The organism is Pauljensenia sp. UMB1177, assembly GCF_030217965.1.
Taxonomy (GTDB): domain Bacteria; phylum Actinomycetota; class Actinomycetes; order Actinomycetales; family Actinomycetaceae; genus Pauljensenia; species Pauljensenia turicensis_A.
Genome location: NZ_JASOOV010000001.1, coordinates 580,711 through 602,726, shown reverse-complemented (window position 1 = coordinate 602,726; position 22,016 = coordinate 580,711). Strand labels below are relative to the sequence as shown.

22 protein-coding genes, 1 tRNA gene and 1 pseudogene are annotated in these 22,016 nt (G+C 58.8%); 11 read left to right on the top strand and 13 right to left on the bottom strand.

From position 1 onward, the window contains the following. The first annotated feature begins 57 nt into the window (after positions 1-57). Positions 58-600, top strand: coding sequence for a gluconokinase (locus QP442_RS02655; RefSeq protein WP_006680433.1), 543 nt, complete (start codon positions 58-60; stop codon positions 598-600). Positions 601-642: 42 nt separating this feature from the next. Further along, the gene (locus tag QP442_RS02650) at positions 643-2,043 is read left to right on the top strand and encodes a GntP family permease (protein WP_285069571.1); all 1,401 of its coding nucleotides are present in this window, start codon (positions 643-645) and stop codon (positions 2,041-2,043) included. 122 nt (positions 2,044-2,165) lie between these two features. Here the strand turns inward: QP442_RS02650 and QP442_RS02645 are convergent, their stop codons facing one another. From QP442_RS02645 to QP442_RS02605, 9 genes and pseudogenes are all read right to left on the bottom strand, one after another. Next, positions 2,166-2,420: an MBL fold metallo-hydrolase RNA specificity domain-containing protein gene (locus QP442_RS02645; RefSeq protein ID WP_243440763.1), complete on the bottom strand. Its 255-nt coding sequence runs from the start codon at positions 2,418-2,420 to the stop codon at positions 2,166-2,168. 82 nt (positions 2,421-2,502) lie between these two features. Then, positions 2,503-3,366: a hypothetical protein gene (locus tag QP442_RS02640; RefSeq protein WP_243381329.1), complete on the bottom strand. Its 864-nt coding sequence runs from the start codon at positions 3,364-3,366 to the stop codon at positions 2,503-2,505. Between the two features lie 99 nt (positions 3,367-3,465). Beyond that, positions 3,466-4,582 (bottom strand): annotated as a pseudogene (locus tag QP442_RS02635) (IS1249 family transposase). Between the two features lie 481 nt (positions 4,583-5,063). Further along, positions 5,064-5,423, bottom strand: a complete 360-nt coding sequence (locus QP442_RS02630) for an Rv3654c family TadE-like protein (protein ID WP_103633016.1) — start codon at positions 5,421-5,423, stop codon at positions 5,064-5,066. 44 nt (positions 5,424-5,467) lie between these two features. Then, complete coding sequence (locus tag QP442_RS02625) at positions 5,468-5,797, bottom strand: hypothetical protein (RefSeq protein ID WP_141089640.1); 330 nt, start codon at positions 5,795-5,797, stop codon at positions 5,468-5,470. Positions 5,798-6,009: 212 nt separating this feature from the next. Beyond that, positions 6,010-6,255, bottom strand: a complete 246-nt coding sequence (locus QP442_RS02620) for a DUF4244 domain-containing protein (protein ID WP_103632943.1) — start codon at positions 6,253-6,255, stop codon at positions 6,010-6,012. A gap of 163 nt (positions 6,256-6,418) precedes the next feature. Further along, positions 6,419-7,663 carry a type II secretion system F family protein gene (locus QP442_RS02615; protein WP_103632942.1) on the bottom strand — a complete coding sequence of 415 codons (1,245 nt, stop codon included), beginning with the start codon at positions 7,661-7,663 and terminating at the stop codon, positions 6,419-6,421. Then, positions 7,660-8,925 carry a TadA family conjugal transfer-associated ATPase gene (locus QP442_RS02610; protein ID WP_285069570.1) on the bottom strand — a complete coding sequence of 422 codons (1,266 nt, stop codon included), beginning with the start codon at positions 8,923-8,925 and terminating at the stop codon, positions 7,660-7,662. Before QP442_RS02610 ends, QP442_RS02615 begins: the two co-directional genes overlap by 4 nt. Before the next feature lie 29 nt (positions 8,926-8,954). Then, the gene (locus QP442_RS02605; protein ID WP_006680445.1) at positions 8,955-9,992 is read right to left on the bottom strand and encodes a hypothetical protein; all 1,038 of its coding nucleotides are present in this window, start codon (positions 9,990-9,992) and stop codon (positions 8,955-8,957) included. Between the two features lie 231 nt (positions 9,993-10,223). Here QP442_RS02605 and QP442_RS02600 point away from each other — a divergent pair, with 231 nt between their 5' ends. After that, a complete protein-coding gene (locus tag QP442_RS02600; protein ID WP_103632940.1) occupies positions 10,224-11,024 on the top strand; it encodes an HAD family hydrolase in 801 nt (266 codons plus the stop codon). A 95-nt stretch (positions 11,025-11,119) separates the two neighbouring features. Here the strand turns inward: QP442_RS02600 and QP442_RS02595 are convergent, their stop codons facing one another. Next, positions 11,120-11,983: a hypothetical protein gene (locus tag QP442_RS02595; protein ID WP_103632939.1), complete on the bottom strand. Its 864-nt coding sequence runs from the start codon at positions 11,981-11,983 to the stop codon at positions 11,120-11,122. Between the two features lie 65 nt (positions 11,984-12,048). Between QP442_RS02595 and QP442_RS02590 the strand changes: the two genes are divergently transcribed. The 3 genes from QP442_RS02590 (at position 12,049) to QP442_RS02580 (ending at position 15,231) form a co-directional block, all read left to right on the top strand. Then, entirely contained in the window at positions 12,049-13,005 is a 957-nt protein-coding gene (locus tag QP442_RS02590) for a hypothetical protein (RefSeq protein ID WP_103632938.1), read from the top strand. Positions 13,006-13,060: 55 nt separating this feature from the next. Then, positions 13,061-14,203 (top strand): hypothetical protein, encoded by a 1,143-nt coding sequence (locus QP442_RS02585; RefSeq protein WP_103632937.1) that lies wholly within the window; start codon positions 13,061-13,063, stop codon positions 14,201-14,203. A 344-nt stretch (positions 14,204-14,547) separates the two neighbouring features. Next, a complete protein-coding gene (locus QP442_RS02580) occupies positions 14,548-15,231 on the top strand; it encodes a Crp/Fnr family transcriptional regulator (protein WP_040318335.1) in 684 nt (227 codons plus the stop codon). A 136-nt stretch (positions 15,232-15,367) separates the two neighbouring features. Here QP442_RS02580 and QP442_RS02575 read toward each other — a convergent pair whose 3' ends face one another. Both QP442_RS02575 and QP442_RS02570 read right to left on the bottom strand, forming a co-directional pair. Continuing rightward, positions 15,368-15,529, bottom strand: coding sequence for a DUF4177 domain-containing protein (locus tag QP442_RS02575; RefSeq protein WP_006680451.1), 162 nt, complete (start codon positions 15,527-15,529; stop codon positions 15,368-15,370). A gap of 91 nt (positions 15,530-15,620) precedes the next feature. Continuing rightward, complete coding sequence (locus tag QP442_RS02570; protein WP_006680452.1) at positions 15,621-15,956, bottom strand: WhiB family transcriptional regulator; 336 nt, start codon at positions 15,954-15,956, stop codon at positions 15,621-15,623. A gap of 161 nt (positions 15,957-16,117) precedes the next feature. Between QP442_RS02570 and QP442_RS02565 the strand changes: the two genes are divergently transcribed. The 3 genes from QP442_RS02565 (at position 16,118) to QP442_RS02555 (ending at position 19,517) form a co-directional block, all read left to right on the top strand. Continuing rightward, positions 16,118-18,244 carry a transglycosylase domain-containing protein gene (locus QP442_RS02565; RefSeq protein WP_103632936.1) on the top strand — a complete coding sequence of 709 codons (2,127 nt, stop codon included), beginning with the start codon at positions 16,118-16,120 and terminating at the stop codon, positions 18,242-18,244. A 9-nt stretch (positions 18,245-18,253) separates the two neighbouring features. Next, positions 18,254-19,288, top strand: coding sequence for a metallophosphoesterase (locus tag QP442_RS02560; protein ID WP_103632935.1), 1,035 nt, complete (start codon positions 18,254-18,256; stop codon positions 19,286-19,288). 155 nt (positions 19,289-19,443) lie between these two features. Further along, a tRNA-Pro gene (locus QP442_RS02555) sits at positions 19,444-19,517 on the top strand. 210 nt (positions 19,518-19,727) lie between these two features. Here QP442_RS02555 and QP442_RS02550 read toward each other — a convergent pair. After that, positions 19,728-19,934: a hypothetical protein gene (locus QP442_RS02550; RefSeq protein WP_040318336.1), complete on the bottom strand. Its 207-nt coding sequence runs from the start codon at positions 19,932-19,934 to the stop codon at positions 19,728-19,730. On the opposite strand from QP442_RS02550, the gene QP442_RS02545 reads away from it, so the two are divergent. Further along, on the top strand, positions 19,933-20,781 hold the full coding sequence (locus QP442_RS02545; RefSeq protein WP_050998759.1) for a tyrosine-type recombinase/integrase: 849 nt from the start codon (positions 19,933-19,935) through the stop codon (positions 20,779-20,781). The genes QP442_RS02550 and QP442_RS02545 overlap by 2 nt on opposite strands. 77 nt (positions 20,782-20,858) lie before the next feature. Then, a complete protein-coding gene (locus tag QP442_RS02540) occupies positions 20,859-21,674 on the top strand; it encodes a ParA family protein (RefSeq protein WP_285069569.1) in 816 nt (271 codons plus the stop codon). Positions 21,675-22,016: the final 342 nt, after the last annotated feature.

The window sequence follows — 22,016 nt, the reverse complement described above, 5'->3', positions numbered from 1 at the left end:
CGTATTCGGTACTATAAACGTACTATATGGACGAAGACGTCATATTTAGGAGGAGTCGTGGACGACACTCGCGAATCATCGCTGACCCACCTCGTCGTGATGGGCGTTGCCGGCAGCGGAAAGACGACCGCCGCAGCTTCACTGGCCGCTCTGACATCGTGGCCCCTCGCCGAAGCCGACGACTTCCACCCCGAAGCGAACATCGTCAAGATGTCTGCGGGCACCCCCCTCAGCGACGAAGACCGTTGGCCCTGGCTCAGGAGCCTGCGCGATTGGATGAGCGGGCAAGTGGACAAGCAGAGCTGCTCCATCGTCACCTGCTCGGCCCTCAAACGCGTCTACCGCGATCTCCTTTCCGAAGCGAAGGGTCGCGTGCTCTTCGTCCACCTTGTTGCAGAACAGGAGGCCCTGCGCGAACGCATGGAACAGCGTGAAGGGCACTTCATGCCCCCGCAGCTCCTCCCCTCCCAGTTCGCGACCCTCGAGCCCCTCAAGCCCGACGAGGACGGCATCGTCATCGAATCGCGCGAAACCCCGGAACAGACCCTCGCCGCCGTACTCGACGCACTTGAGAGCGCGGGCGTCGCCATCGCCCGCTGATCACCATTCGCACAGGATCATCACTTTCCAATGGAGGAATTCATGATGTCACCCCTTCTCGGAGCAGCCGCCAAGGCAGTCGTGCACTCCGACAATGAACTGCAGCTCGTCGGCGCAGCCCTCGCAGGCATCACGACGATCATCGTCCTAATCGTCTGGAAGAAGGTCCACCCCTTCCTGGCCCTGACGCTCGGCTCGGCCGTCCTCGCCCTCGTCGCAGGCATCCCCTTGACCGACACCTTCACATCCTTCTCGACGGGCCTCGGCTCGACCGTCGGAGGCGTCGGCACCCTCATCGCCTTCGGCGCGATCATCGGCAAACTCCTCATCGAATCCGGCGGCGCCGATCGTATCGTCGACACGATCCTCGACAAGACCCCCGTCTCCCGACTTCCCTGGGCGATGGCGCTCATCGCCTTCGTCGTCGGCATCCCCCTCTTCTTCGAAGTCGGCATCGTTCTGCTCATCCCGGTGGTCATGCTCGTCGCACGCAGGGCCGAGCAACCGCTGATCCTCGTGGGCGTGCCCGCGCTCGCCGGCCTGTCCGCCCTGCACGGCCTCGTACCGCCTCACCCCGGCCCGCTCATCGCGATCGACGCCCTCGGTGCCGACCTCGGCATCACACTCGGCCTCGGCCTCCTCGTCGCCATCCCGACCGTCATCATCGCAGGGCCCATCGCCGCCTGCGTCATGGCCCGGTGGGTTCCGATCGAGGCCCCGGCCCCTCTCGGCGGCGAATCGACCATCACCGAGCCGCAGAAGCGCCCCTCGTTCGCCATCTCGATCTTCGTCGTCCTCCTCCCCGTTCTCCTCATGCTCGGCCGCACCCTCGTGGAGACTCTGATGGGCTCCGCCAAGGAGACGCTGCTCTACACCTGCGCGGAGTTCCTCGGCCAGCCGATCGTCGCCCTCCTCATCACCGTGATCGTCGCGATCCTCGCCTTCGGCGTGGCGCCCGGCCGTAAGGCCGACGAGATCTCAACGATCGTCGGCGCCTCGCTCGGCCCGATCGCGGGGATCCTCCTCATCGTGGGCGCCGGCGGCGGCTTCAAACAGACCCTCGTCGACTCCGGCATCGCCGACGTCATCGCAATCTGGATCGAACAGGCCTCCGTCCCGGCACTCATCGCCGGCTGGCTCGTCGCCGTCGCTGTTCGCCTGGCAACTGGGTCTGCGACCGTGGCGACGATTACGGCTGCAGGTATCATGGCCCCCCTCGCAGGCGCCATGCCCCCGGTCGAGGCCGGCCTCCTCGTCCTCGCCATCGGTGCCGGCTCCGTGTTCCTCTCGCACGTCAACGACGCGGGATTCTGGCTCGTCAAGGAGTACTTCGGCATGACGGTCGGCGAGACCCTCAAGACGTGGTCGCTCATGGAGACGCTCCTCTCGTTCGTCGCAGGCGTCATGGTCTTCCTCATCGGAGCGATCCTCGGGGTCCTCTGATCGCGAGCCCCCGCGCGGATGCGCGCGGAAGGACAGAAGGCCGGGGCCGAGGGATCTGAACCCCGCGGCCCCGGCCCATCCGGGTCCGAGGCCGACCCTCAGCAGGCGCAGACCCGGCCTCCTCATTCAGCGGAGAGGAACTCCGCGAGAACGATCCTGTGATTCGCGCGCCCGGGCATCGCCTCGAGAGTCAGCTCCTGCGCCAAGCGCACTGCGAGGGCCTCGGCGGACTCCTTCTCGCCGTGGACCGTCAGTACCTTCCGGGGCCGAGGACGCAGGGCCCCGACCCAATCGATCAACTCCGATGCGTCCGCATGCACGGAGAACTCCTCGTCCTTGACGATCCGGGCGTGCACGGCGACCTCGGTGCCGAGCATCTTCACGCAGGGGGCTCCCTCGGCCAGGGAACGGCCACGAGTGCCGACGGCTTGGTACCCCGTGAGGACGACGCAGTTGCGCTCATCGGGGAGCATCCGGGCCAGATGATGAAGAAACGCGGCCGCCGGTGGCCATCCCCGAGGCCGAAATGATGATCGATGGGCGGGAGAAGGCGTTGAGGCTCTTCGATTCGTCAACGCTGCGCAATTCGTGAAGCTCGAGGTGGGGCAGGCGCAATCCCCGTGCGCCCTCGCTCAGCTCCTCCGCCTGCGAACGGGCCCGATAGATCTCCAGTGATGCGAGCGCCATCGGGGAATCGACGAAAACGGGCACCCGCGGGATCCGCCCCTCGGCGCTCATCTCGTCGAGCGCCAGGAGGACGACTTCGGTCCGGTCCACGGCGAAAGCCGGGACGAGGACCGATCCTCCCGCATCGACGGCCGAGCGGATCGCCTCGGCGAAGGCTTCGTGCGCAGGGCCCTCGGGCTCGGGGTGCTCGCGGTCGCCGTAGGTCGACTCGACGAGGACGAGGTCGGCGCCCTCGGGGATCTCACGGCTGCGCAGCACGGGGTGCGTCGAACGCCCGAGGTCGCCGGAGAAGAGGATGGATCCCTCCGGGGTGGCGAGTCGGATCGACCCGGATCCGAGGATGTGCCCCGCCCTCGTCCATCGGGCCTCCAAGCCGTCGCCGAGCTCGAGCGGACGGTCGAACTCGACCGAGCGGAACAGCGGCAGGGTGCGTTTGACGTAGCCGATCCGGTACAGGGGCTGCGCCTTCTCGTGACGTGAGAATCCGTGCGCGTTCGTGTACTCCGCATCCCGCTCCTGAAGATGGGCCGAGTCGCGCAGGACGATCTCGGCCAGCGCGAGGGTCGTGTCCGTTCCCCAAATCGCCCCCGAGAATCCGTTCTTCACCAGGCGCGGCAGGTAGCCGGTGTGGTCCATATGCGCGTGGGTGAGCAGGACGTCGGTGATCGAGGCGGGAGGGACCGGGAAGTCCGGGGTTATACGACAAAATGTGTGGCATTTGGGGTCCTGGTTCGTTTAGTCCCAGGGGTTGGTGTATGGGCTGGTGTTGTGGTGGAGGTCTTGCCAGGTGATGGCGTCTCCCCATTGGGGCAGGCTCGTTGTTTTGATCTCTGCGGGGTGGATAGTTTGATAGGCGGCTTCAATGTCAGCATCTGTTGGCATCGTTTTGAGGATTTGAGCTGGTGGTAGTGGGTGCTCAGTGTGCATGTAGCACCACCAGAAAATTGCTTTGATCCGCCTAGTAAGGCTCAGACCACGGTGATCGGGCAGCATCTGACGAAGAGGGGCATTTGTCGCCCCCTCAATGCGGTTGGTCATTGCAGGCATGGGCCGATCCCAACTGGGGTCAAGGAAAGCAAACAAAGTGCCCGTGCTGATCAGACGGTTAAGAGTGCGACGGGCTTACCAGCCGAGCATGCGTGGGAACCCAGCCCCCATCTGGAGTGAGCGTGCGTTGGGCAAGGAAGTCCTCCCACCGTTGAGCCCACCCAATGTAGGCTGCGAGCCACTCTGAGGCCTCAGGCGCGGTTTTCGTCCGAATCAGGCTCTTACCTAGAGCGTAGAGCTCTTGACTGGCCTGTAGTCGCGGGCGAGTGGTGGTGGCACTTCGGATATTGACAAAAGCGTGGAAGGTGCACCGCTGCACCACGGTAGTAGGCCAGATGTTCTTGCGCGCCTTCTCAAACCCGCTTCCCCCATCAGTGACCACCAACAAGGGCGGGGCGATACGGCTCATTAACGCTTCCCACGCGCTTGCTTTCTCCGCTCTTGCCGCATACCAGCCCAACACATACTCATCGCTTCGGGCAATCAGAACAACAGCTTTGCGCCCTAGATGGATGCCATCAACGTAGATGACGTCATGGACCTGGTCAATGATGGGTGGCAAGGCCCAATAGCTCCACAACGCCTGGCAACGCCTCTGGAAGGATCTGCCCTCACCGGGAAGCTCTTTGAGGGTTGTCCCTGACAACAGCCAGTTAAGGAACGCTGATAAGTCTTTAGCTCCCGAGTCGATACGTTGCACCATCGAGGAATTACACCCCCGACACCTCCACCTGACTCGTCCAGCAGACGTTCTTCCATTGCGATTCATTGACTGGGCGCACACAGGGCAAACGGGAGCTCTCATATCTCCCAAGCAAACACATCAACTTAAAACCCGACTTTTCCGCTCCAAAACAACGAAAAACAAGCCTCAATGCCACACATTTTGTCCAACCTCCAAGTTGCCCCACACCAACTTCAACACAGACTTTCCCGCACCAAAACAACGAAAAGTCACCAAAAATGCCACACATTTTGTCGTATAACCCAAACCATCAGCCTCTATCGGCAACCAGATACTCACTGGTGCAACCACACATAAACAACGTAGCTGGGATACCACGAGGGGCTAGGCCTTACGGCCTAGCCCCTCGTGGTATCCCATCAACACAGTCAAGTCTTCGAATAGCGCCCTTTCCGTCAGTTACGAAGCGTCCAATTTCTTCGCATCTGCTTTCCTCTTGATGTCTACTACAGTAGCGAGCTCTCCTTGGGAAACCATTGAGTCTTCCTTAAAGTTTTCTGAGAGTTTTTGCTTCCTTCACACATCAGGTCTCACGTTCACCTCACGTGTTCACAGGCCCAGCACGCGCGCAGGAACGAAGCATCACCGGAATATTCATGACAACAACCGACTGTCTGACAACAATTCGGGTATCCGACTCGACCACTTCGCAACTCTCGAGATCCGCATCGTTACGAGCCACCACGTCGCCCGCCAGGTCACACGGTCTGGACCCCACGTCTTCCCACTGCGCAGTCGCCGACGCATCCGCGCCCGCGAGCGCTCCAAGGTCGGCGATCGCATCCAGACGAGCTTTCGCCGAATAGAGTGCACCTGCGAACACAATGACCAGCAGGCAGATCAGCGCCAGCGCACAGATAGCGGTAACGAGGATCGTGCCCGAGCCCTCTTCCTTTTCCACCACCCGTCTACGAGGTTCCCGATTAGGCGGTGTAGTGCACGCTCTCATGGCACCAACGAGTCCTTTTTGGCTCTGATCGTGCACGTGTTGTCGCCAATGGTCAGTCCTGAAATCGCATGCCTTGAATACGTGGCGCGAGCTTCAACCCACTCACCGTTTTCGACAACTGAAACACTTGCCCCTTTTTGGGCAAGAGAGCCCAACGCTGTAGCTCCAACTTGGGTTGGATTCGCTACTCCCATCATCGCGGCACGCGCTGCTTCACTTGCCGAATGGCACAAGCTCTGACGCGCCAACACTGTGGAGGCAACACCGAGCACCAGCGCCAGCATCAATGCGATGGCAACACAACCAATTGCCAATTCGACCGTCACTGAACCTGTTTCATCGCGACTCCGCCGCGTCTGTTTTGCCCCATCGGCTACACGAGCACGGAAGTGCCTGAAATGCGCATCTCCACGCACACACCAGGCGAATCGCACCTTTTCGAGCCCTCGTTTCCACAGGCGCTGACCCGGCCAAGGCGGTTTCCTTTCGATTCCCCGTGGGGAGGGGTATATACCCCTCCCCACTTCCACGTCAGTACTCACAATGACAGCGCCTGAGTGATGATGTTTTGAAGCAGTCCTTTCACGACTCCGGACTTCAAAACGACAATCAGGAGTCCAGCCAATCCAGCAGTGGCAACCGCACCGATTGCATACTCGACTGTCGTCGAGCCTTCTTCTAAGTCCTGGTTACCCTTCGGCATGACTTTCGTGACGAGCGCCGACGTGGCGTCATGCACCGCCAGTTGCCCCTCGATCGTCTTTGTCGTGAGCGTGTCTAACATGATGTTCTCCTTTTGTCCGATGACCCCGAGTGTTCTCCGGGAGTTCAATGGTCAAATGTCTGCTCGAACTTTGCGAACGGACGAAAGCGATTGTGTGGATAAGTTCTGGCCCAGAGATTGGCCTGTGAATAACTCAGGGTGACGGAGGCGAAAACATGCTTCTTTACCCAAGTCCGATAATCCCGTCGCCCATCAGATGAACAACGATCGGCCCTAACCCGAGCGCCAAGAAGGCTGGTAACAGCAGGGACCCAAGGGGGATAACAAGCGTCACGCCGAGCGCTTCAGCGCGAGTCCTCGCTTCTGCAAGACGACGAGCACGTATCTGGCGAGCAGTGCGAGACAGCAAGTCGTCTGGAGCGATCCCATCGACCCACGCCGAGTGAAGAGCAAGCGCAAGCTGGTCTGCGGCTCTCTCTTCCCAAGCTCGTTCCCATGACACTCCGAGCCGTAGCTCGCGCCCGATTCGGGCAAGCTGATCATCACGGGTCGCCTCACCTAACGATTCGATCACGCTGGGGATTGCTGCACCTGATTCAAGGACAGCTCGCGCAAGATCGCAGGCAAGAGCAGGATCAATTGGTTCTTCTTTACCGCGAGCCCTTCCCATCAGGTAGTGGCTCAGAAAGTAGGCGCCGACCATGCACGTGAGCCCTACAATTGCCAGAACAGTTCCGATTCCGCCCGAAACAAACTGTTTCAAGGGCTCAGCGCCCAACGCTTGCGCTGCTATCACTCCCATGAGTGGCATTGCCAGCAGGATTCGCGTTGACATGCGGGAGCCTTCTGATGCGATCCGGCGAGCTTCTTCCACGGCCTCTGCATCTTCTAAACCATCGGCAACCGCATCGAGGATATGTGCCAGTGGAGCGCCCGTTGCTCCGCTTAAACGGCAAGCTGAATCCAGCGCCTTTGAGGCATGAATAACCCCACTACCCTGAACGGAACGTATCCACCTCCCAAGACTCGCTTCCTTCAGAGAACGGGGAATACGGTGCCCAATGCTTTTCAAGCCGATGATGTCCGTCAAGACCAGGGGCGTTCCTACTTCGTCAATCCCAGCGAACACCACATCGGGAATGAACCGTTTCCACGAAGTCTCCCAAGCAACACCGGTCGGCGCACCTCCACGCAATCTGCCGGCCACATCCGCGACAAGAAGGGCAAGGCGCGCGCCATCTAGCTGTGTGAGCGGCGAACGCCACGGAGCGGTTCGGTGGCGTCGAGCCAAACTACCCGGCACAGAAGAGACGCTGGAGCGTCCAGCATTGTCGCGATCGTGCGATGACTTCTTGATTCCGACTGTTTTACCCCACGCTTTCACCAGGTTCTTTTCATGTCTGACCTGCGCATACTCAAGAAGAATCCAGGTAGTGACTGCGACGCAGCAGGCAACAAGGCTGATCATGGCGCACCGCCGTCCAGCCCGCACAGGCGCTGTATGTCAGTCCAAGCGCTACCGAAATGGGCTGTCCCGTCTTGGCTCACCTCAAGCGCAAGCTCACACTCAAGCTCACCGCCCTGACGTTTCAATATGCCGATTTGCCCAACCCATCGCCCGGGGAGCTGAGCCTGTTCCGCGTAAGACGCATCAGTGTGCGGCTCTGCTTCGTCAGACGGCTGAGAAACCTGGGGTTTTATGGCACTGCGACGCATATGAATAACCGCATCAAACGCTGCGACCGATTGGTTAATGACCGCGGAATCGCTGAGTCCCGCAAGGCCTCCCAACGCATGTAATCGGGCGGGAACATCCTCGGCAGAGTTTGCGTGCAGGGTGGCCCATCCGCCGTCGTGCCCAGTGTTGAACGCGAGCATGACGTCGCGAACTTCCGGACCACGACATTCACCAAGAATCAGACGGTCGGGCCTCATTCGCATGGCTGCTCGCACGAGCTCCGACAGACTGATCCCACCCTTGCCCTGCACATTCGGGTGCCGTTCGACAAGGGATACAGCGTGAGCGTGATCCGGGTGGAGTTCCGGAATTTCTTCGATGCACACGATTCGCTCGTCGTGAGGGACAAGCGACAGCAGGGCTGAAAGAAGCGTCGTTTTTCCGCTGCCGGTTGCCCCAGAAATCAGAACGTTGGCACGACGAGCACACAATGCGCGAAGCACCTGAGCCACAACGGGAGCAACCGACCCGCACTCCTCCATTTCACTCAGTCCCATCCCGCGAGCGCGCGGGGTTCTCAGCGAGATGAGTGTCCCGGATGCGCTGGGGGCGGGAAGGACAGCGTGGAGTCGGATTCCTCCTTCGAGTGTTCCGTCAACGATGGGACTGGCATCGTCAAGGCGTTTCCCGCAGGCGGCCGCCATGTGTACAGCGAGGGCGCGCGTTTGGGCGTCCGTTGAATGTGAAAACTCGCGTTCTTCCAACCCAAAACCGCGGTCGATCCACGCGTGAGTGGAGTTAATGAGCACGTCGGTGACTCCGTTGATTGCCAGTAGGCGGGCGACTTCCGGCCCGGTTCCCTGCGCGAGAGTTCGGATTCTTTCTTGAAGGTGTCGCATTTCGTCGACGCCCGCGCCGGGGCGAGCGCTTTCTGCGACGGCTTTTTCGAGGTCACCGTGTGTTGCCAGGTGCCGCAGTGTTCGCTCTTCAATTTCTTGACGGCTCAGTCGCCATCCGTCTTCGGGCGGATTCTGAGCTTTCTGACGAGGCATGCTTTTGGGTGCGTGGGGCGTGAAGAACATCAGAGCGCACCCTCACCGATTCCAAGCTCGCAGAACAGGCGACGACAGTGCGCCTGTAGTGCTCGCTTGAGCGTCAAGACCGGGGCGTTAGTCAGCGCGCGGATATTCCCACTATTCCCCGTCGTAGTCAGCAATACGCAGGGCAGGCAAGACTGAAGTGGCCACAACGTCAACGAGCACGCGCACTGGGTGGCGCCCTGGCGGTCTGCTCGTCCGATCAATACGAGTGCGCTCGCATGTGCACCCACGCAGGCGGCCGACCTCTCGTCCCACCGTCCACAGTCAACTACGCACCCGTGTCCGGCTTCGTTCAGACTTGAAATGACCGCGCCTAAGCGAGAGTCCAGTGGCGTAGCGACCCCAAGCCCATCCCCCGTTAACACGCTGACGCGTTGAACGATGGGCAGGGTGCGCGCAAGTTCGGGTGAATACGCTACTTCCCCGTACGCCAGATCCGCCCATCGCACGCCACGGCTCTCCGGTAGGTCTGCGCACGATGGGGCTGGTGCGTGTCCGCTTGCGTCAATGAGTACGAGGCCGCGCTCATGCGCGAGTTGGTGCGCAATCGAGCTGGTCCCGACTCCTCCGTTCCACCCAGCAACGCAGATACATGGGCGGGATGGATGCGTTGAAGACAATGCTGTAGCTTCCGTTTCTTCGCGCGGTTGTCCAGCGTGTTCACGAAGGATGGCGCGAAGAAGGTCCTCGTCTTCAGGAAGGCGGAATTGGCCGTGAGCTCCTACTTCGATGCGGGTGCTTCCCAGTCTGCCAATCGCGTACGGTCCGGCAATAACAAGAAGAGGCGAAGAGTAAGGTGTCCGGCCTCGTTCGTCTGCGTCCTCGAGCCACGAGTGCGCATCACCCACCTGGATGTCCACGTGCTCGCGCGCAATCATGCGACGCACGAAGCGCTCATCGTTGCGGGTAAGACCGTCGAGAATCAGACGCGCAGTGCAGGGCGCATACTCTGGCTTCACCGTCCCGAATCTGCCCAGCCCACGCCGAGCACCCCGGATGAAAGTATTGCGTTTACCCATCGAGTTTCCTCCAACACACCCGCCGAGCCCCACTGAAAAGACCCGACTCGTTGGACGCACTCTTGCACTGCGAACAGGCAGATTCCACGTGAGCGTAGTGAAATTGTGGAAGACTAATCTGATACCAATCGACCTGTGGATAAGTGGGGTCACAAGCCCCACAATTTCACCAAATACGTCAGTGCCGACTCTAATCCGTCCCGCTGACCCTCGAATGGCAAGGAGCATGTGATGATTCAACCCCCGCTTCAGCGAAATTCAGCTGCCTTCTTTGATCTTGATAAGACGATCCTTGCCACGTCGTCCTCGATTGCTCTTCAGAGCTCCTTCGTTGACGCCGGCCTCCTGTCGCGCCGAGCTGCCGCCATGTCCGTCCTCGTCCAGCTTCCCTACCTGCTCAAAGGCGCAGATGAAAAGCGGATGGACAAGATGGCTGAAGCGATCGGTGACCTGGCCAAAGGCATGAATGCTTCCCTCCTTGAAGCGACCGTTGAATCCTCCATCGACCACGCGATTGACCCGGTGTGTTTCACGCAGGCACTCGAAGAAATCCAGTTCCATCATGACCAGATGCGACCCGTTGTTGTTGCGTCCGCATCTGTCATTGAAATCGTTCGCCCGATTGGCAAGATGCTGGGTGCTGATGCCTGTCTCGGCTCGATCGCTGAAGTGAATGACGACGGTGAGTACACGGGCACCGTGCTCCACTACAACCAGGCGGCGAACAAGGCGGCGGCCTGCAAAGAGCTTGCCGCCAAACGCGGGTGGAATATGGATGAATGCTGGGCGTACTCCGATTCTGTTTCCGATATTCCTCTGCTGTCTGCCGTCGGCCACCCGATCGCCGTCAACCCCGACAAGGGCTTGCGTGAGGCAGCCGTGAAGAACGGGTGGGAGATCATGCGTTTCACTTCGACCGCAGCTGTTCACCGAACGATTCCCACGCCGTCGCGTCGCACGCTCGCCATGATCGGCGCGGGTGTGGCGATTGGCGCGGCAGCCGTAGGGTATGTGACAGCAAAGCGCGCCTAACTACTAGGGCAACGTGTCACCTGCGGGTTTCTGGGCTAAGTCGCCTTTTGAATCGCCTACTGTCGGACCTGCTTGTACTTGACGAGCCTTGCGATCTAGCTGAGCCTGCCAGCTTGGACGTGGAAAGCAATGTCAGCGCCGATCTTCGCGCCGTATTCGAATGCGCGTATCGAATGGACAAGCCACCTGGCAACGCTTTCCTCGCTGGCAGCCACCCAACCGCCGAGCGCGCGCGAGGCTTCCGCTTGGTTCTCAGCATCGAAGGCTGAAATCACTGCGACACCCGTGGGTTCAACTCCTTGGGTGACCAGAAGCCATCGCGCAAGCCCATACCCGACCGCGCCAGATGCTGGATCAAAGACGGTGCGAAACCGGAAGTGCGCAACCAGGCAGGCTGCTTTCACAAGCGCCGGTAATTGCCCGTTGATCAGCGTCATCGCATATGCGAGCGCACCGCCGTCGTGCGGAATTGCTACGTGTCCAACATCGAGTCTTCCCGATTCGACGAGGCCGGAACAGGCATCTCGGTGGAGTCCCGCGATCAGGGCCGGAAGTGGCCGAGGGGTTTTTCGGGTGGGAACTCGAGCGTTTAAAGGGTCAAAACCTGCCCTGAGGTTCGCTTGGGACCTCCAAATCCCCAGTGCCAGGTCCATCGCTGGATCGCGGGTGGCACCCGATCCGGTGCGTTCATCGGTGACAGCAGACCAAGGCGCGTCATTCATTGAGGCGATACGCATGTCGTCAACATGTGTTCTGGCGCCACACAGGATCGCAATCGCTGCTGCCTCGCGGACTGACGCCTCGGCGCGAGCTTCTTCCCAACCGCGACGCAGTCCCTCGTGAAAGCGCAACGTGGTAAACGCCTTCAAGGCGTCCTCGCAAGCCAAACGTACTTCTTCGCGGGCACTCGCACCGGCGATGATGGCAAGCGTGGGGTCAACAAGGGAATCGATAGTCACTTCTTCAGACTACTAACCGGTGGCCGCTGGGCGGGCATATGCCGGATGTGCGACATACTTGAGGCATGAATCTTCGCCCGATCCCCCGTTCTGATCACGTGCGCAGTGGCGTATACGCCCTTGTTTTTGCGCCCGTCGCCCTGATCTTCATGGGGTCGTCGATGGCTGATTTACAGGCGCAAGCCGCCGTTGGTCTGCCACTGGCTTCGGTCGAAGGTTTGATCGGTGTCGCGTTGGCGACGATTATCTTGGCATTGGTATCACTGAACTGCGAGGAGTCTCCCGCCGGAATGTACGTGACGTCCGCGCTTTCAATTCCGATTGGGCTGAGCCAAGCAGCCGGTTACCTGCGCGTTCCACTCTTGCAGTCGATGATTTTGGATCTGCCAGATATGCGTTCGTCGGTCCTGTGGAGCCTCTACCCACTGTCGGTCACTCTGATCACCGGATGTGCCGCGGTTGCGCTGACGTATGCGCGCTACCCGGCAGTCAAAATCGATTCTCTGGTTCCTTATCCTGCGATTACAGGGCATCGGCACACGTGGGTGGCCTCGTTGTCGATTCCCGCAACGCTGATTGCGTCGGTACTCTTTGTCTTAGCGGCACCGAATGACACCAGCGCGGTGAGCGCGAACGGACTGTCCGCACTGGAGCCGGCGGCGGGAACGCACGCTCTCGAAACGATCATCGCCGCGATTCTCTTGGGTTTAACTGCTCTGGTCGCACGTTTTTCCTTGACCGGCCCGCAGGCTGGCGCGTGGCTGATCATGGCGATTCCCACGTACATGCTGGTTCCGCTCTGGTCATCAATCACGGGTTCCGTGGTCACTCCGGGGCCCTCGGTGACGACTCAGTTGGCGCTTGCGTCTCCCGTCATTGCGTCCCTGGGATGTCTGTTGGGCGCCTCCACAATGGGTATCTACGTGGCACGACAGCGGGTCAGCGTAGGGGACGAGGCCACCCAGCTTGATACACAGCGTGACCAAAACAATGGTGACGAAACGCGCCTAGCGGATAAATAAGCCGAAAGTCCGGCATTTTTCTCGATAGTGTGTACCCACAAGCAGGAGGAGCACCATGTCTGATCAGGATTTCACAACACCCAAGGACGATGACTTCGTCGCACCCGAAACATCCGAATACTTCAGCGATGAACCGATGATGGCCGAAGGTGAAGCTGCCGATAGCCCAGCACTTCCGCTGACCGGCGAAGAGGTTGACCTTCCAGGTGAAATCTCAAGCGCGGACGACATTATCGGCGAATCGTCTCTTGTTCAGACCGGCCAGATTGAGCCCGTGATTCTGACCCCGCACACGACCACCATCCCCGTGATGACGGACGGTATTCCTGCGATCGTCATCGACCCGGTTTCGGATCCGACTCCGACTCCGCGTGACGTGATGGCGAATCGTGTTGACACTCCCGCTACCGACGAAGCTCCCGCAACTCCCGCTTCGGTTGAAGCATCGACCGTTCAGCGTCGTTCCTTTATGACGGCCGCTCCGGTTGAAGAGGTCGAGGAAGAAACTGAAACCACGTGGAAGCCCCGCGAAGAGGCTGTTGAAACGACCGAACCGGAGCAGCCTTTCGTTGCGACGACTCCAACTTCGCTTGATGATTCGATCTTTGAAGGCGCAACCCTCACAGCAGAAATGCCGTCGCGCGCCGGAGCCCACTGGGGTTCCCTGCTCTCGTTCTTCATCCTGGCACCGATCGCCTGGTATCTGGCCGCGGATGCTGGCTCGCGCATGACGAATGCGATGACGGGCGCTCCGATAACCGACACTCCTCTTGTGTCGACGCTGGCACTGGGTGAGCTTCTGGTTGCAATTGTGATCGGCACTGCTCTGCTGATCGCTGCATGCAAGTCCTCACTTGGCCCCTGCTTCTCCGGTGTGATCACCACGATCATTGGTCTGCCATGGCTGGTTGTTCCGGCCATGACCGCCGAATACACCAAGCCGGTTTTGACATGGCTGTACAACTGGAACACGGTGGGCGCGAACTTCACGCACCACGTCCAGCTTGCCGGTTATTCCGGTCGATTCCTTCTGATGGGTATTGCCATGATCTTCATTGGCATCCTGTCCCACCGAGTCCGTCGCACCGGTCGCGCCGAAGAGGTCCTGCGTTCCGAGGTCGAAAAGGTGAACCCGACCAGCGCTCACTACACTGCGCGCGCACGTCGCAAGGCAGAAAAGGCCGCTGGCCTGCGCTGAAGATCCTGATCAGGCTCTCCCCGGTGGGTGCAAGCAAAAGCTTGCACCCACCGGCGTTTTTATGCCCAGACCATGCGCAATAAGCGCGGATGAACAGTGATTAAACAAAGACGACAGAGGAATAAAACAGGTCGCCTGCTCGTTGTGATCAACGCACAAACGCTCGCAGATTCGGCGGTTATATGCGCGTTTTCGGCGTGTCCACACGGTTTCTTCACCTAGTAGCGGTCAACAGGGCATACTGTGTGGTGTATCAGTCTCGTATGTCCTATGGCACACGAGTGCTCAATAATGGTTTCGACCTCGTTACCCACGAGGCCACGAGCAGAAAGGAGCCCCGCCACATGATTGGTGACGGTAACTTCATCAGCCAAGTCCCGCTGTTCGGCGGCCTCGATGATTCCCAGCAGATTTCCCTGCAACAGAAGATGGGCCACACGACCCTGCGTCGTGGCGAGACTCTCTTCGACGAGGGCGACCTTGGCGATCGCCTCTACATCATCACCGAAGGCAAGGTGAAGCTCGGTCACACGTCAAACGATGGTCGTGAGTCCCTGCTTGCAGTCCTCGGCCCCGGTGAAATCATTGGTGAACTGACCCTGTTCGATCCGGGTCCGCGTTCCACCACCGCAACTGCCGTTTCCCCGGTTTCGCTGCTCCACCTGGACCACGAAGACCTCATGGAAATCCTCGACACGAACCCGACCCTGGCAAAGCACATGCTGAAGGCACTCGCCCAGCGTCTGCGTCGCACCAACGAGTCTCTGTCCGACCTCGTCTTCTCCGACGTCCCCGGTCGCGTGGCAAAGGCTCTGCTGGATCTGGCAGATCGCTTCGGCACTGCATCCGACAAGGGCGTTCACGTTCCTCACGACCTGACCCAGGAAGAGCTTGCTCAGCTGGTTGGCGCTTCGCGCGAAACCGTGAACAAGTCGCTCGCCGACTTCGTCTCCCGTGGCTGGATCCGCCTGGAAGGTCGCGCAGTGACCCTGCTCGACGTTGACCGCCTGGCACGTCGCGCACGCTGATCTCACAAGGTAACCCTCAGGGTTTATCCTTCATTAGACGCAACTGGGGGGCTCGGAACTTTTAGTTCCGAGCCCCCCAGTCGTATTCAGTCTGTTAATCCGTCAGCGAAGCGCCAACCGATCAGGCCATCACAGCTCAGTCTTCGATCGGTCGCTTCAAGTAGGCAACCAGATTCTCTGAACCAGTCGGACCGGGGATCACCTGAACGAGCTCCCACCCGTCAGAACCCCACTGGTCAAGAATTGCTTTCGTGGCATGCGTAAGCAACGGAATCGTTGCATATTCCCATTTAGTCATGGCTCAATCCTACGTTCTTCACTGCCACTCGTTCCACGACGGCCACGCCGTCGCGGCCTCGTCAATCAGCGGCATCAAACGAAACTGACGTTCACCCGCGAACGTGCGCAAGCACCCGCGGAACCTTCGCCGCACGAATCTCAGCAGCCAGCGGATCCGGGGAGGACTCCAGCCAGGCCCGCCAATTTTCAACGGTCGTGTAGTGGCGAAGCATTGCGCGTCGCTCACGCTCTGTCAACCCACCCCACACGCCAAAATTGGCTTCGGACTGCAGGGCGTCAGCAAGACATTCCAAACGGACCTCACACTGCAAACAACGCAGGCGTACCTGGCGCTGCGCAGCCCCTTGAACAAATGAAGCATCAGGTTCAGAGTTTGCACACAGCGCCTTTGCTACCCAACTCTGATCCTGGTCAATGGTGGTCATGAATATGCACTTCCAAATCGCTCGCCTATGAGCTTCCACCTGTGACGATACACACATCCACAGTAATTAACAAACCGACAATGTCTCGCCTTGGCAGAGAGTCACACAAAAAAGAAGCGTCTGCTCACTGCGGAGCGCTCACCAACACGTATTCTTAACCTATGTCGCACAATCACTCGCGCCTTATCCGGCCCGCACAGCTCGTCGCGCTCCTCGTGGCATTCGTGTCCACGTCAGCACTCATCGGCGTGCTCGGGGCAGGCATGTTCGTCCCGCTCACCGGATCTCTCGCGCTCGCCACCAAGTCGATGCCGGAAGTTTTCAACGACCTCCCCAGCGAAATTGAAGTCGTCGAGCCCGCAGAAGAATCGCAAATGCTCGATTCAACAGGCGCAGTGATTGCACGCTTCTACGACAAACAGCGCATCGTCGTCCCCTCGGCAAACATCGCCGACATCATGAAGCAAGCCATCGTCACAGTCGAAGACAAGCGCTTCTACGAACACGACGGCGTTGACGCAACCGGCATCGCCCGCGCATTCGTCAACAACTTGGCCGAAACCGACACCCAGGGCGCATCCACCATTACGCAGCAGTACGTTCGAAACGCCCTCCTTGAAAAGGGCTACTTGGAAGGCGACGCTGAACAGGTCAACGCGGCAACCGAACAGACCGCAGCCCGCAAGCTCCGCGAGATCAAATACGCTCTCGCCCTTGAACGGAAGCTGGACAAAGATCAGGTTCTCACCGGTTACCTAAATATCGCGCCCTTCGGCCCCATCACCTACGGTGTCGAAGCCGCATCGCAGCGCTACTTCTCCAAGAGCGCCTCTGAAATCAACTACCTCGAAGCAGCAATGCTCGCAGGCTTGGTCCAGTCCCCCGTTGAATACAATCCTCTGTCATACCCTGAAGCAGCAAAAGAACGTCGCGACCTTGTTCTTGGCTTGATGCTTGACCAGAAAGTCATCACGCAAGAGGAATACGACGCGGGCCTCGCCACCACCATTGAAGACATGTTGAACCCGAACGTCTCCGCCGAAGGATGCTCCGGCGCATCGGGCTCCTCCGCATACTTCTGCGACTACGTCCTGTCACAATTCCTTGCCGATGACACCTACGGCGATACGTCCGCGAAACGCGAACACATGCTGAAGACCGCGGGCATCACGATCCGCACCACCCTTGATCCGACGAAGCAAGCGATCGCTTGGAACTCACTGACCAGCGCGATCCCCGTCGACGACGCCTCCGACGTTGATACCGCACTGGTGTCCGTTGAGCCCAGCACCGGACACATCCTAGTGATGAGCCAGAACACCAACTACGGTGTTGAAGCCGGCCAGACCATGGCAAACTACGCCGCCGATGGTCAGTTCCAGGTCGGTTCGACCTACAAGGTCTTCACCCTGTTGCAATGGTTCAAGGAAGGCCACAGCGCCTACGAAACCGTTGGTTCAGCAAACCGCTACTACGGTTCGAACGCCTTCCACTGTGGTGATCAAGCGATCAACACCGGCCCCTACAACGTCGTCGACCTTCCCGGCAAGGACGGCGCAATGAACGTCATTCGCGCAACCGGCCTGTCGGTTAACCAAGCGTTCGTGAACATGGCATCGCGCGTTGACTTCTGTCAGATCTTCCAGACCGCCTACGACCTTGGCGTAACCCAGAACGGCGAGGTCGCCGACCTCTTCCCGGCAAACGTCTTGGGCACCTCGTCAACAAACCCGCTTGAAGTTGCCGGTGCTTTCGCTGCGATCGCGAACAACGGTAACTACTGCAAGCCGAACGCGATCCTGTCGGTCACCGACCGCGACGAGAACACGCTGAAGGAATACACGCCCGAATGTAGCCAGATCATCCCCGAAACCGCCGCCCAGCAGACGGCAACGACGCTGACACAGGCCGTGAGCCAGTACTACACGTCCACACGAATCGCTGACGGCCGCCAGTTCGCCGGTAAGTCGGGTACAACGGATAACAACTCGAACACGTGGATGAGCGGTTTCACCCCCTCTCTGGCCACCTCGGCATGGGTCGGCCACGCGAACGCTTCAACCCAGCCCGTTCAAAACGTGACCATCAACGGCGTCTACTACGCCCAGCTTTACGGTGAGACCTTCGTTGGTCGCACCATCTGGGCACCCTACATGTCAGCCGTTATGGCGAACACTCCGATCGAGCCCATGCCGATGGTCAGCATCGGTTCCCCCGCCCCGCAGCCTCGTACTCAGCAGCCCGCAGCTCAGGCAACCGAGCAGTACGAAGAGGAAGACTCCGAATAAGGCAGACCCATGACGTACGACGCGCACACAAGCGCCCTCAACATCGCTGGGCGCGCGTTTAAAGGCGTCGGCTACACGACCCTCGGCATGGGGTTGGCAGGGGCGTCAGCACTCGCCTGGGGCTCGTTTGAACGACGCTGGCCAACATTGCGACACGTCCACGTCACCTTGGATCCATCGCGCAATATCCAGCCACTGACAATCCTTCACGTCTCTGACCTGCACATGTTTCCCGGCCAAGACTTCATCGAAGATTTCCTCAGGAAAGTTACGGCCACAAACCACATTGATTTCGTCGTTTCTACCGGCGATAACTTCTCCAGTGTGGACGGCCTCGTCCCCCTGATGCGCGCCTACAAACCACTGCTGGACTACCCCGGCGCCTACGTGCTCGGCTCGAATGACTACTATTCGCAGATGCCGAAGAGCTGGGCACGCTACCTTGTCGGCGGACACCCTCAAAAGGCGCGCACAACGCCGGACCTGCCGTGGACTGAACTGACTTCCGCATTCCACGAAGCCGGCTGGACGAACCTGACTAACCGCGCAGATACGCTTTCGATTCCCGTTGTCTTAGCACCGGTTGCGCGCGTCTCGTCTTCGTCGACCATCGCACCTGGCGCTTCTTCGCCTTCTATTCACGAGGCCGCGCACACGTCCCAAACGCTCAGCTTTATCGGGACCGACGACGCGCACCTCAACCGCGATCGACTTCCCATCCCGTTGGATTCGTGGGCGAACCAGCAGAACCTGCGTATCGGTCTCACGCACGCTCCATATACGCGCGTTTTGAACGCCATGACGGACGCTGGAGCCGACCTTATCTTCGCCGGTCACACGCACGGCGGTCAGATTGGACTTCCCGGTTTTGGAGCGATCGTGACGAACTGCGACGTCCCACGGAAATACGCAAAAGGGCTGCACTCGTGGCGATATGGCACGCACCAGTCCTTCGTCAATGTCAGTGCCGGACTGGGGACGTCGCGCTACGCGCAGGTTCGTATCGCAACACGCCCCGAGGCCACTCTTCTTTCAATCGCATAGCGTTCACGCAGCCCGTTTGGATAGCGCTACCAGCGAATGATTGCCACGCATTTAGGCTGGGCGCTCGGATCGGGCACTGTGACTTATTCGGCAGACTCTAGGGGCTTTCCGTTTTGTCATCTGGGACTTTGACTCGCTATACTCGAACAGTCGCACGGGGTGTGGCGCAGTTTGGTAGCGCGCTTCGTTCGGGACGAAGAGGTCGTGGGTTCAAATCCCGCCACCCCGACTCGTGTGAGATCCTCCGGCACTGCAGGTGTCGGAGGCTTTTTCATTTTTTGGCGACGAAGAGCTTAAACGACAAATGTTATATATCAATCGTTCATCATAGAAGCGTCGAGCAGACAAAACCACCGAATATAAAGAAAACGGCCTCAACCCGCAAGTCCAGACCGTTTCAGTCGAGCCACCTGTGGGAATCGAACCCACGACCTATTCATTACAAGCCCGGTAAAGAGTTCCACTCATTTTCGGCATCGTATCTTCGCTGGCTCTGTGCTTCGTTTTTCTTTTTACTCGTATTGCCAGCAACTATGGCAATGCCAGTAATGACGGCAACTATGGCAGTGATGGCGCTGCCAGCAATGCCCGTTTTTTTCAACAATTGGGCATGCTTGCCAATGCTAATGGCTGAAACTTTAGTCATGCTCAAAACTGTTATTCCTTTTGAACAACTCGCCCGCCTATGGACTGTAGAGATGTCCGCACGCTCTTTGTCAGTCAGGACGATTGATGAACGATTACGTGTCGTAGACCAATTCACTCAGCAAACGGGGGTGAACGCTCAGGTAGCCAATTTCGAGGACATTACTTTATGGCTTGCCACGTTACCGTCTGCGATCACGCGCCACACATATTACGTGCATCTGCGAGCCTTCTATCATTGGCTGGTTATCAGCGATCACCGTCAGGACAATCCTATGTCCCGCGTTGCAGCGCCTAAACGTCCTAAGTATCAACCGCGACCTATCACAGATGAACAGCTACGAGCCGTTCTCACCTCGCCTCTGCGTCCCGCCACGCGCACCCGCATCATGCTTGCTGCCTTTGCTGGGCTGCGAGTCCACGAAATAGCGAAAATACGCGGACAAGACATCGATCACGCAACGGGAATGATAACCGTAGTTGGAAAAGGCAATAAAACCGCCGTTCTGCCAGTGCATCCCATCATCTTGCGCGAGGCTGAACACTACCCTCTACGCGGTTGGTGGTTCCCTTCTTCTACATGCCCTCACACGCATGTAGAACGTCGGGCAGTTGGCTCAAGTATTTCTGACGCTTTTGCGCGAGCGGGTATCACAATGACTTCCCACCAGCTACGCCACTATTTCGCCACAGCCCTACTTGAAGCAGGAGCAGACGCGCGGGTAGTGCAAACCCTTATGCGTCACGAAAACCTACAAACAACCGCGCTATACATGAACGTTTCAGTGCGCCTACAACGCCAGGCTCTCGACCTACTACCAACCATGTTCAACAACTACCTGTTCTAACCGCCAGCACTGCCAGCAACGTCGGCAATGACGGCAACGCTGGCAACCGTAGACATGTAACCCATGAGGAGACAATGATGCTCACCATTTCACTGTGTAATCAAAAAGGTGGAGTTGGTAAATCAACTACCACCTATCACCTAGCCCGCGCCGCGGTTCTTGAGGGCTTGCGCGTGATCGTCGTAGACCTTGATCCGCAAGGCAACATCACCAGTAGCCTCGCAAAACACCCAGTAGACGAGGACACTGCGGGGTTGGCTGACGTGCTCTCAAACCGAACCAAGCTACCGATAAGCGAAGTCACCGTACCTGGCCTATGGGACGGGGTAGACCTCGTACCCACCACGGGTGAGGCCCTACCAGTAGTAAGAGACGAACTAGTAGTAGCAGGAGCTGGACGCGAAAGCAGGCTACGCGCCGCCTTAAGTCCTATCGCGAGCAACTATGACGTGTGTCTTATCGACTGCCCACCATCACTCGACCAGCTCACAATCAACGGCCTGACCGCCACCGACATCACCCTGATCGTCACACACTCCAAACTCTGGAGCGCTAACGGGCTAGCGAGACTACTCAGTTCGATCGACCAGATCCGCACCTACTACAACCCCACACTCACAATCGGGGGAATCATCATCAACCAGCACGAAGCCCGCACCACCAGCGGCGGGCACTGGATAAGCGAGCTAACCCATGAAGTAGAACAACGCGGACTAACAATCTTTAACCCACCCATCCCTAAACGGGTAGCAATCGCAGACAGCGTGGAAGCCAGTCAGCCACTAGAACAATGGCCCACACAAGAAGCAGCACAACTAGCCGACATCTACACCCAATACCTCCATGCAATCCAAACCCACCAGGAAGAACAGAGCAATGAGCAAAATCAGTAACAAACAACTCTTAGCCACCTACAGGCAGGCGAGCAGTGAAGAAAAAGACATCTATCTGAAGTTGCTGTACAACGACACGGTAAACGCAACTCACTACCTCCAATACTGGATCAAACCAGAACACCTAGGACCTGGACCCTACACGTGGACAGAGAAAGTCCAACATGTGCTAGAGGCCAAAGAGTTTGAGCAAATGCTCCAACTCCACACCCGCCTATCCGAAACCGCTCACGCCATCAATCGACTAGACAAACACATGCGAAAACTCGACGAAGGACACACTCATGACTAAACCACAACCTAGACGTAGCGCCCTAGCAGGCCACAGCGTCATCACCCAGA

Coding starts and splice junctions, on each gene's coding strand:
- QP442_RS02600 (WP_103632940.1), top strand. CDS start 10,224: ATGATTCAACCCCCGCTTCAGCGAAATTCAGCTGCCTTCTTTGATCTT.
- QP442_RS02575 (WP_006680451.1), bottom strand. CDS start 15,529: ATGACTAAATGGGAATATGCAACGATTCCGTTGCTTACGCATGCCACG.
- QP442_RS02580 (WP_040318335.1), top strand. CDS start 14,548: ATGATTGGTGACGGTAACTTCATCAGCCAAGTCCCGCTGTTCGGCGGC.
- QP442_RS02640 (WP_243381329.1), bottom strand. CDS start 3,366: ATGGACCACACCGGCTACCTGCCGCGCCTGGTGAAGAACGGATTCTCG.
- QP442_RS02645 (WP_243440763.1), bottom strand. CDS start 2,420: ATGCTCGGCACCGAGGTCGCCGTGCACGCCCGGATCGTCAAGGACGAG.
- QP442_RS02585 (WP_103632937.1), top strand. CDS start 13,061: ATGTCTGATCAGGATTTCACAACACCCAAGGACGATGACTTCGTCGCA.
- QP442_RS02570 (WP_006680452.1), bottom strand. CDS start 15,956: ATGACCACCATTGACCAGGATCAGAGTTGGGTAGCAAAGGCGCTGTGT.
- QP442_RS02550 (WP_040318336.1), bottom strand. CDS start 19,934: ATGACTAAAGTTTCAGCCATTAGCATTGGCAAGCATGCCCAATTGTTG.
- QP442_RS02560 (WP_103632935.1), top strand. CDS start 18,254: ATGACGTACGACGCGCACACAAGCGCCCTCAACATCGCTGGGCGCGCG.
- QP442_RS02615 (WP_103632942.1), bottom strand. CDS start 7,663: ATGATCAGCCTTGTTGCCTGCTGCGTCGCAGTCACTACCTGGATTCTT.
- QP442_RS02540 (WP_285069569.1), top strand. CDS start 20,859: ATGCTCACCATTTCACTGTGTAATCAAAAAGGTGGAGTTGGTAAATCA.
- QP442_RS02650 (WP_285069571.1), top strand. CDS start 643: ATGATGTCACCCCTTCTCGGAGCAGCCGCCAAGGCAGTCGTGCACTCC.
- QP442_RS02590 (WP_103632938.1), top strand. CDS start 12,049: ATGAATCTTCGCCCGATCCCCCGTTCTGATCACGTGCGCAGTGGCGTA.
- QP442_RS02545 (WP_050998759.1), top strand. CDS start 19,933: ATGCTCAAAACTGTTATTCCTTTTGAACAACTCGCCCGCCTATGGACT.
- QP442_RS02605 (WP_006680445.1), bottom strand. CDS start 9,992: ATGGGTAAACGCAATACTTTCATCCGGGGTGCTCGGCGTGGGCTGGGC.
- QP442_RS02565 (WP_103632936.1), top strand. CDS start 16,118: ATGTCGCACAATCACTCGCGCCTTATCCGGCCCGCACAGCTCGTCGCG.
- QP442_RS02620 (WP_103632943.1), bottom strand. CDS start 6,255: ATGTTAGACACGCTCACGACAAAGACGATCGAGGGGCAACTGGCGGTG.
- QP442_RS02610 (WP_285069570.1), bottom strand. CDS start 8,925: ATGCCTCGTCAGAAAGCTCAGAATCCGCCCGAAGACGGATGGCGACTG.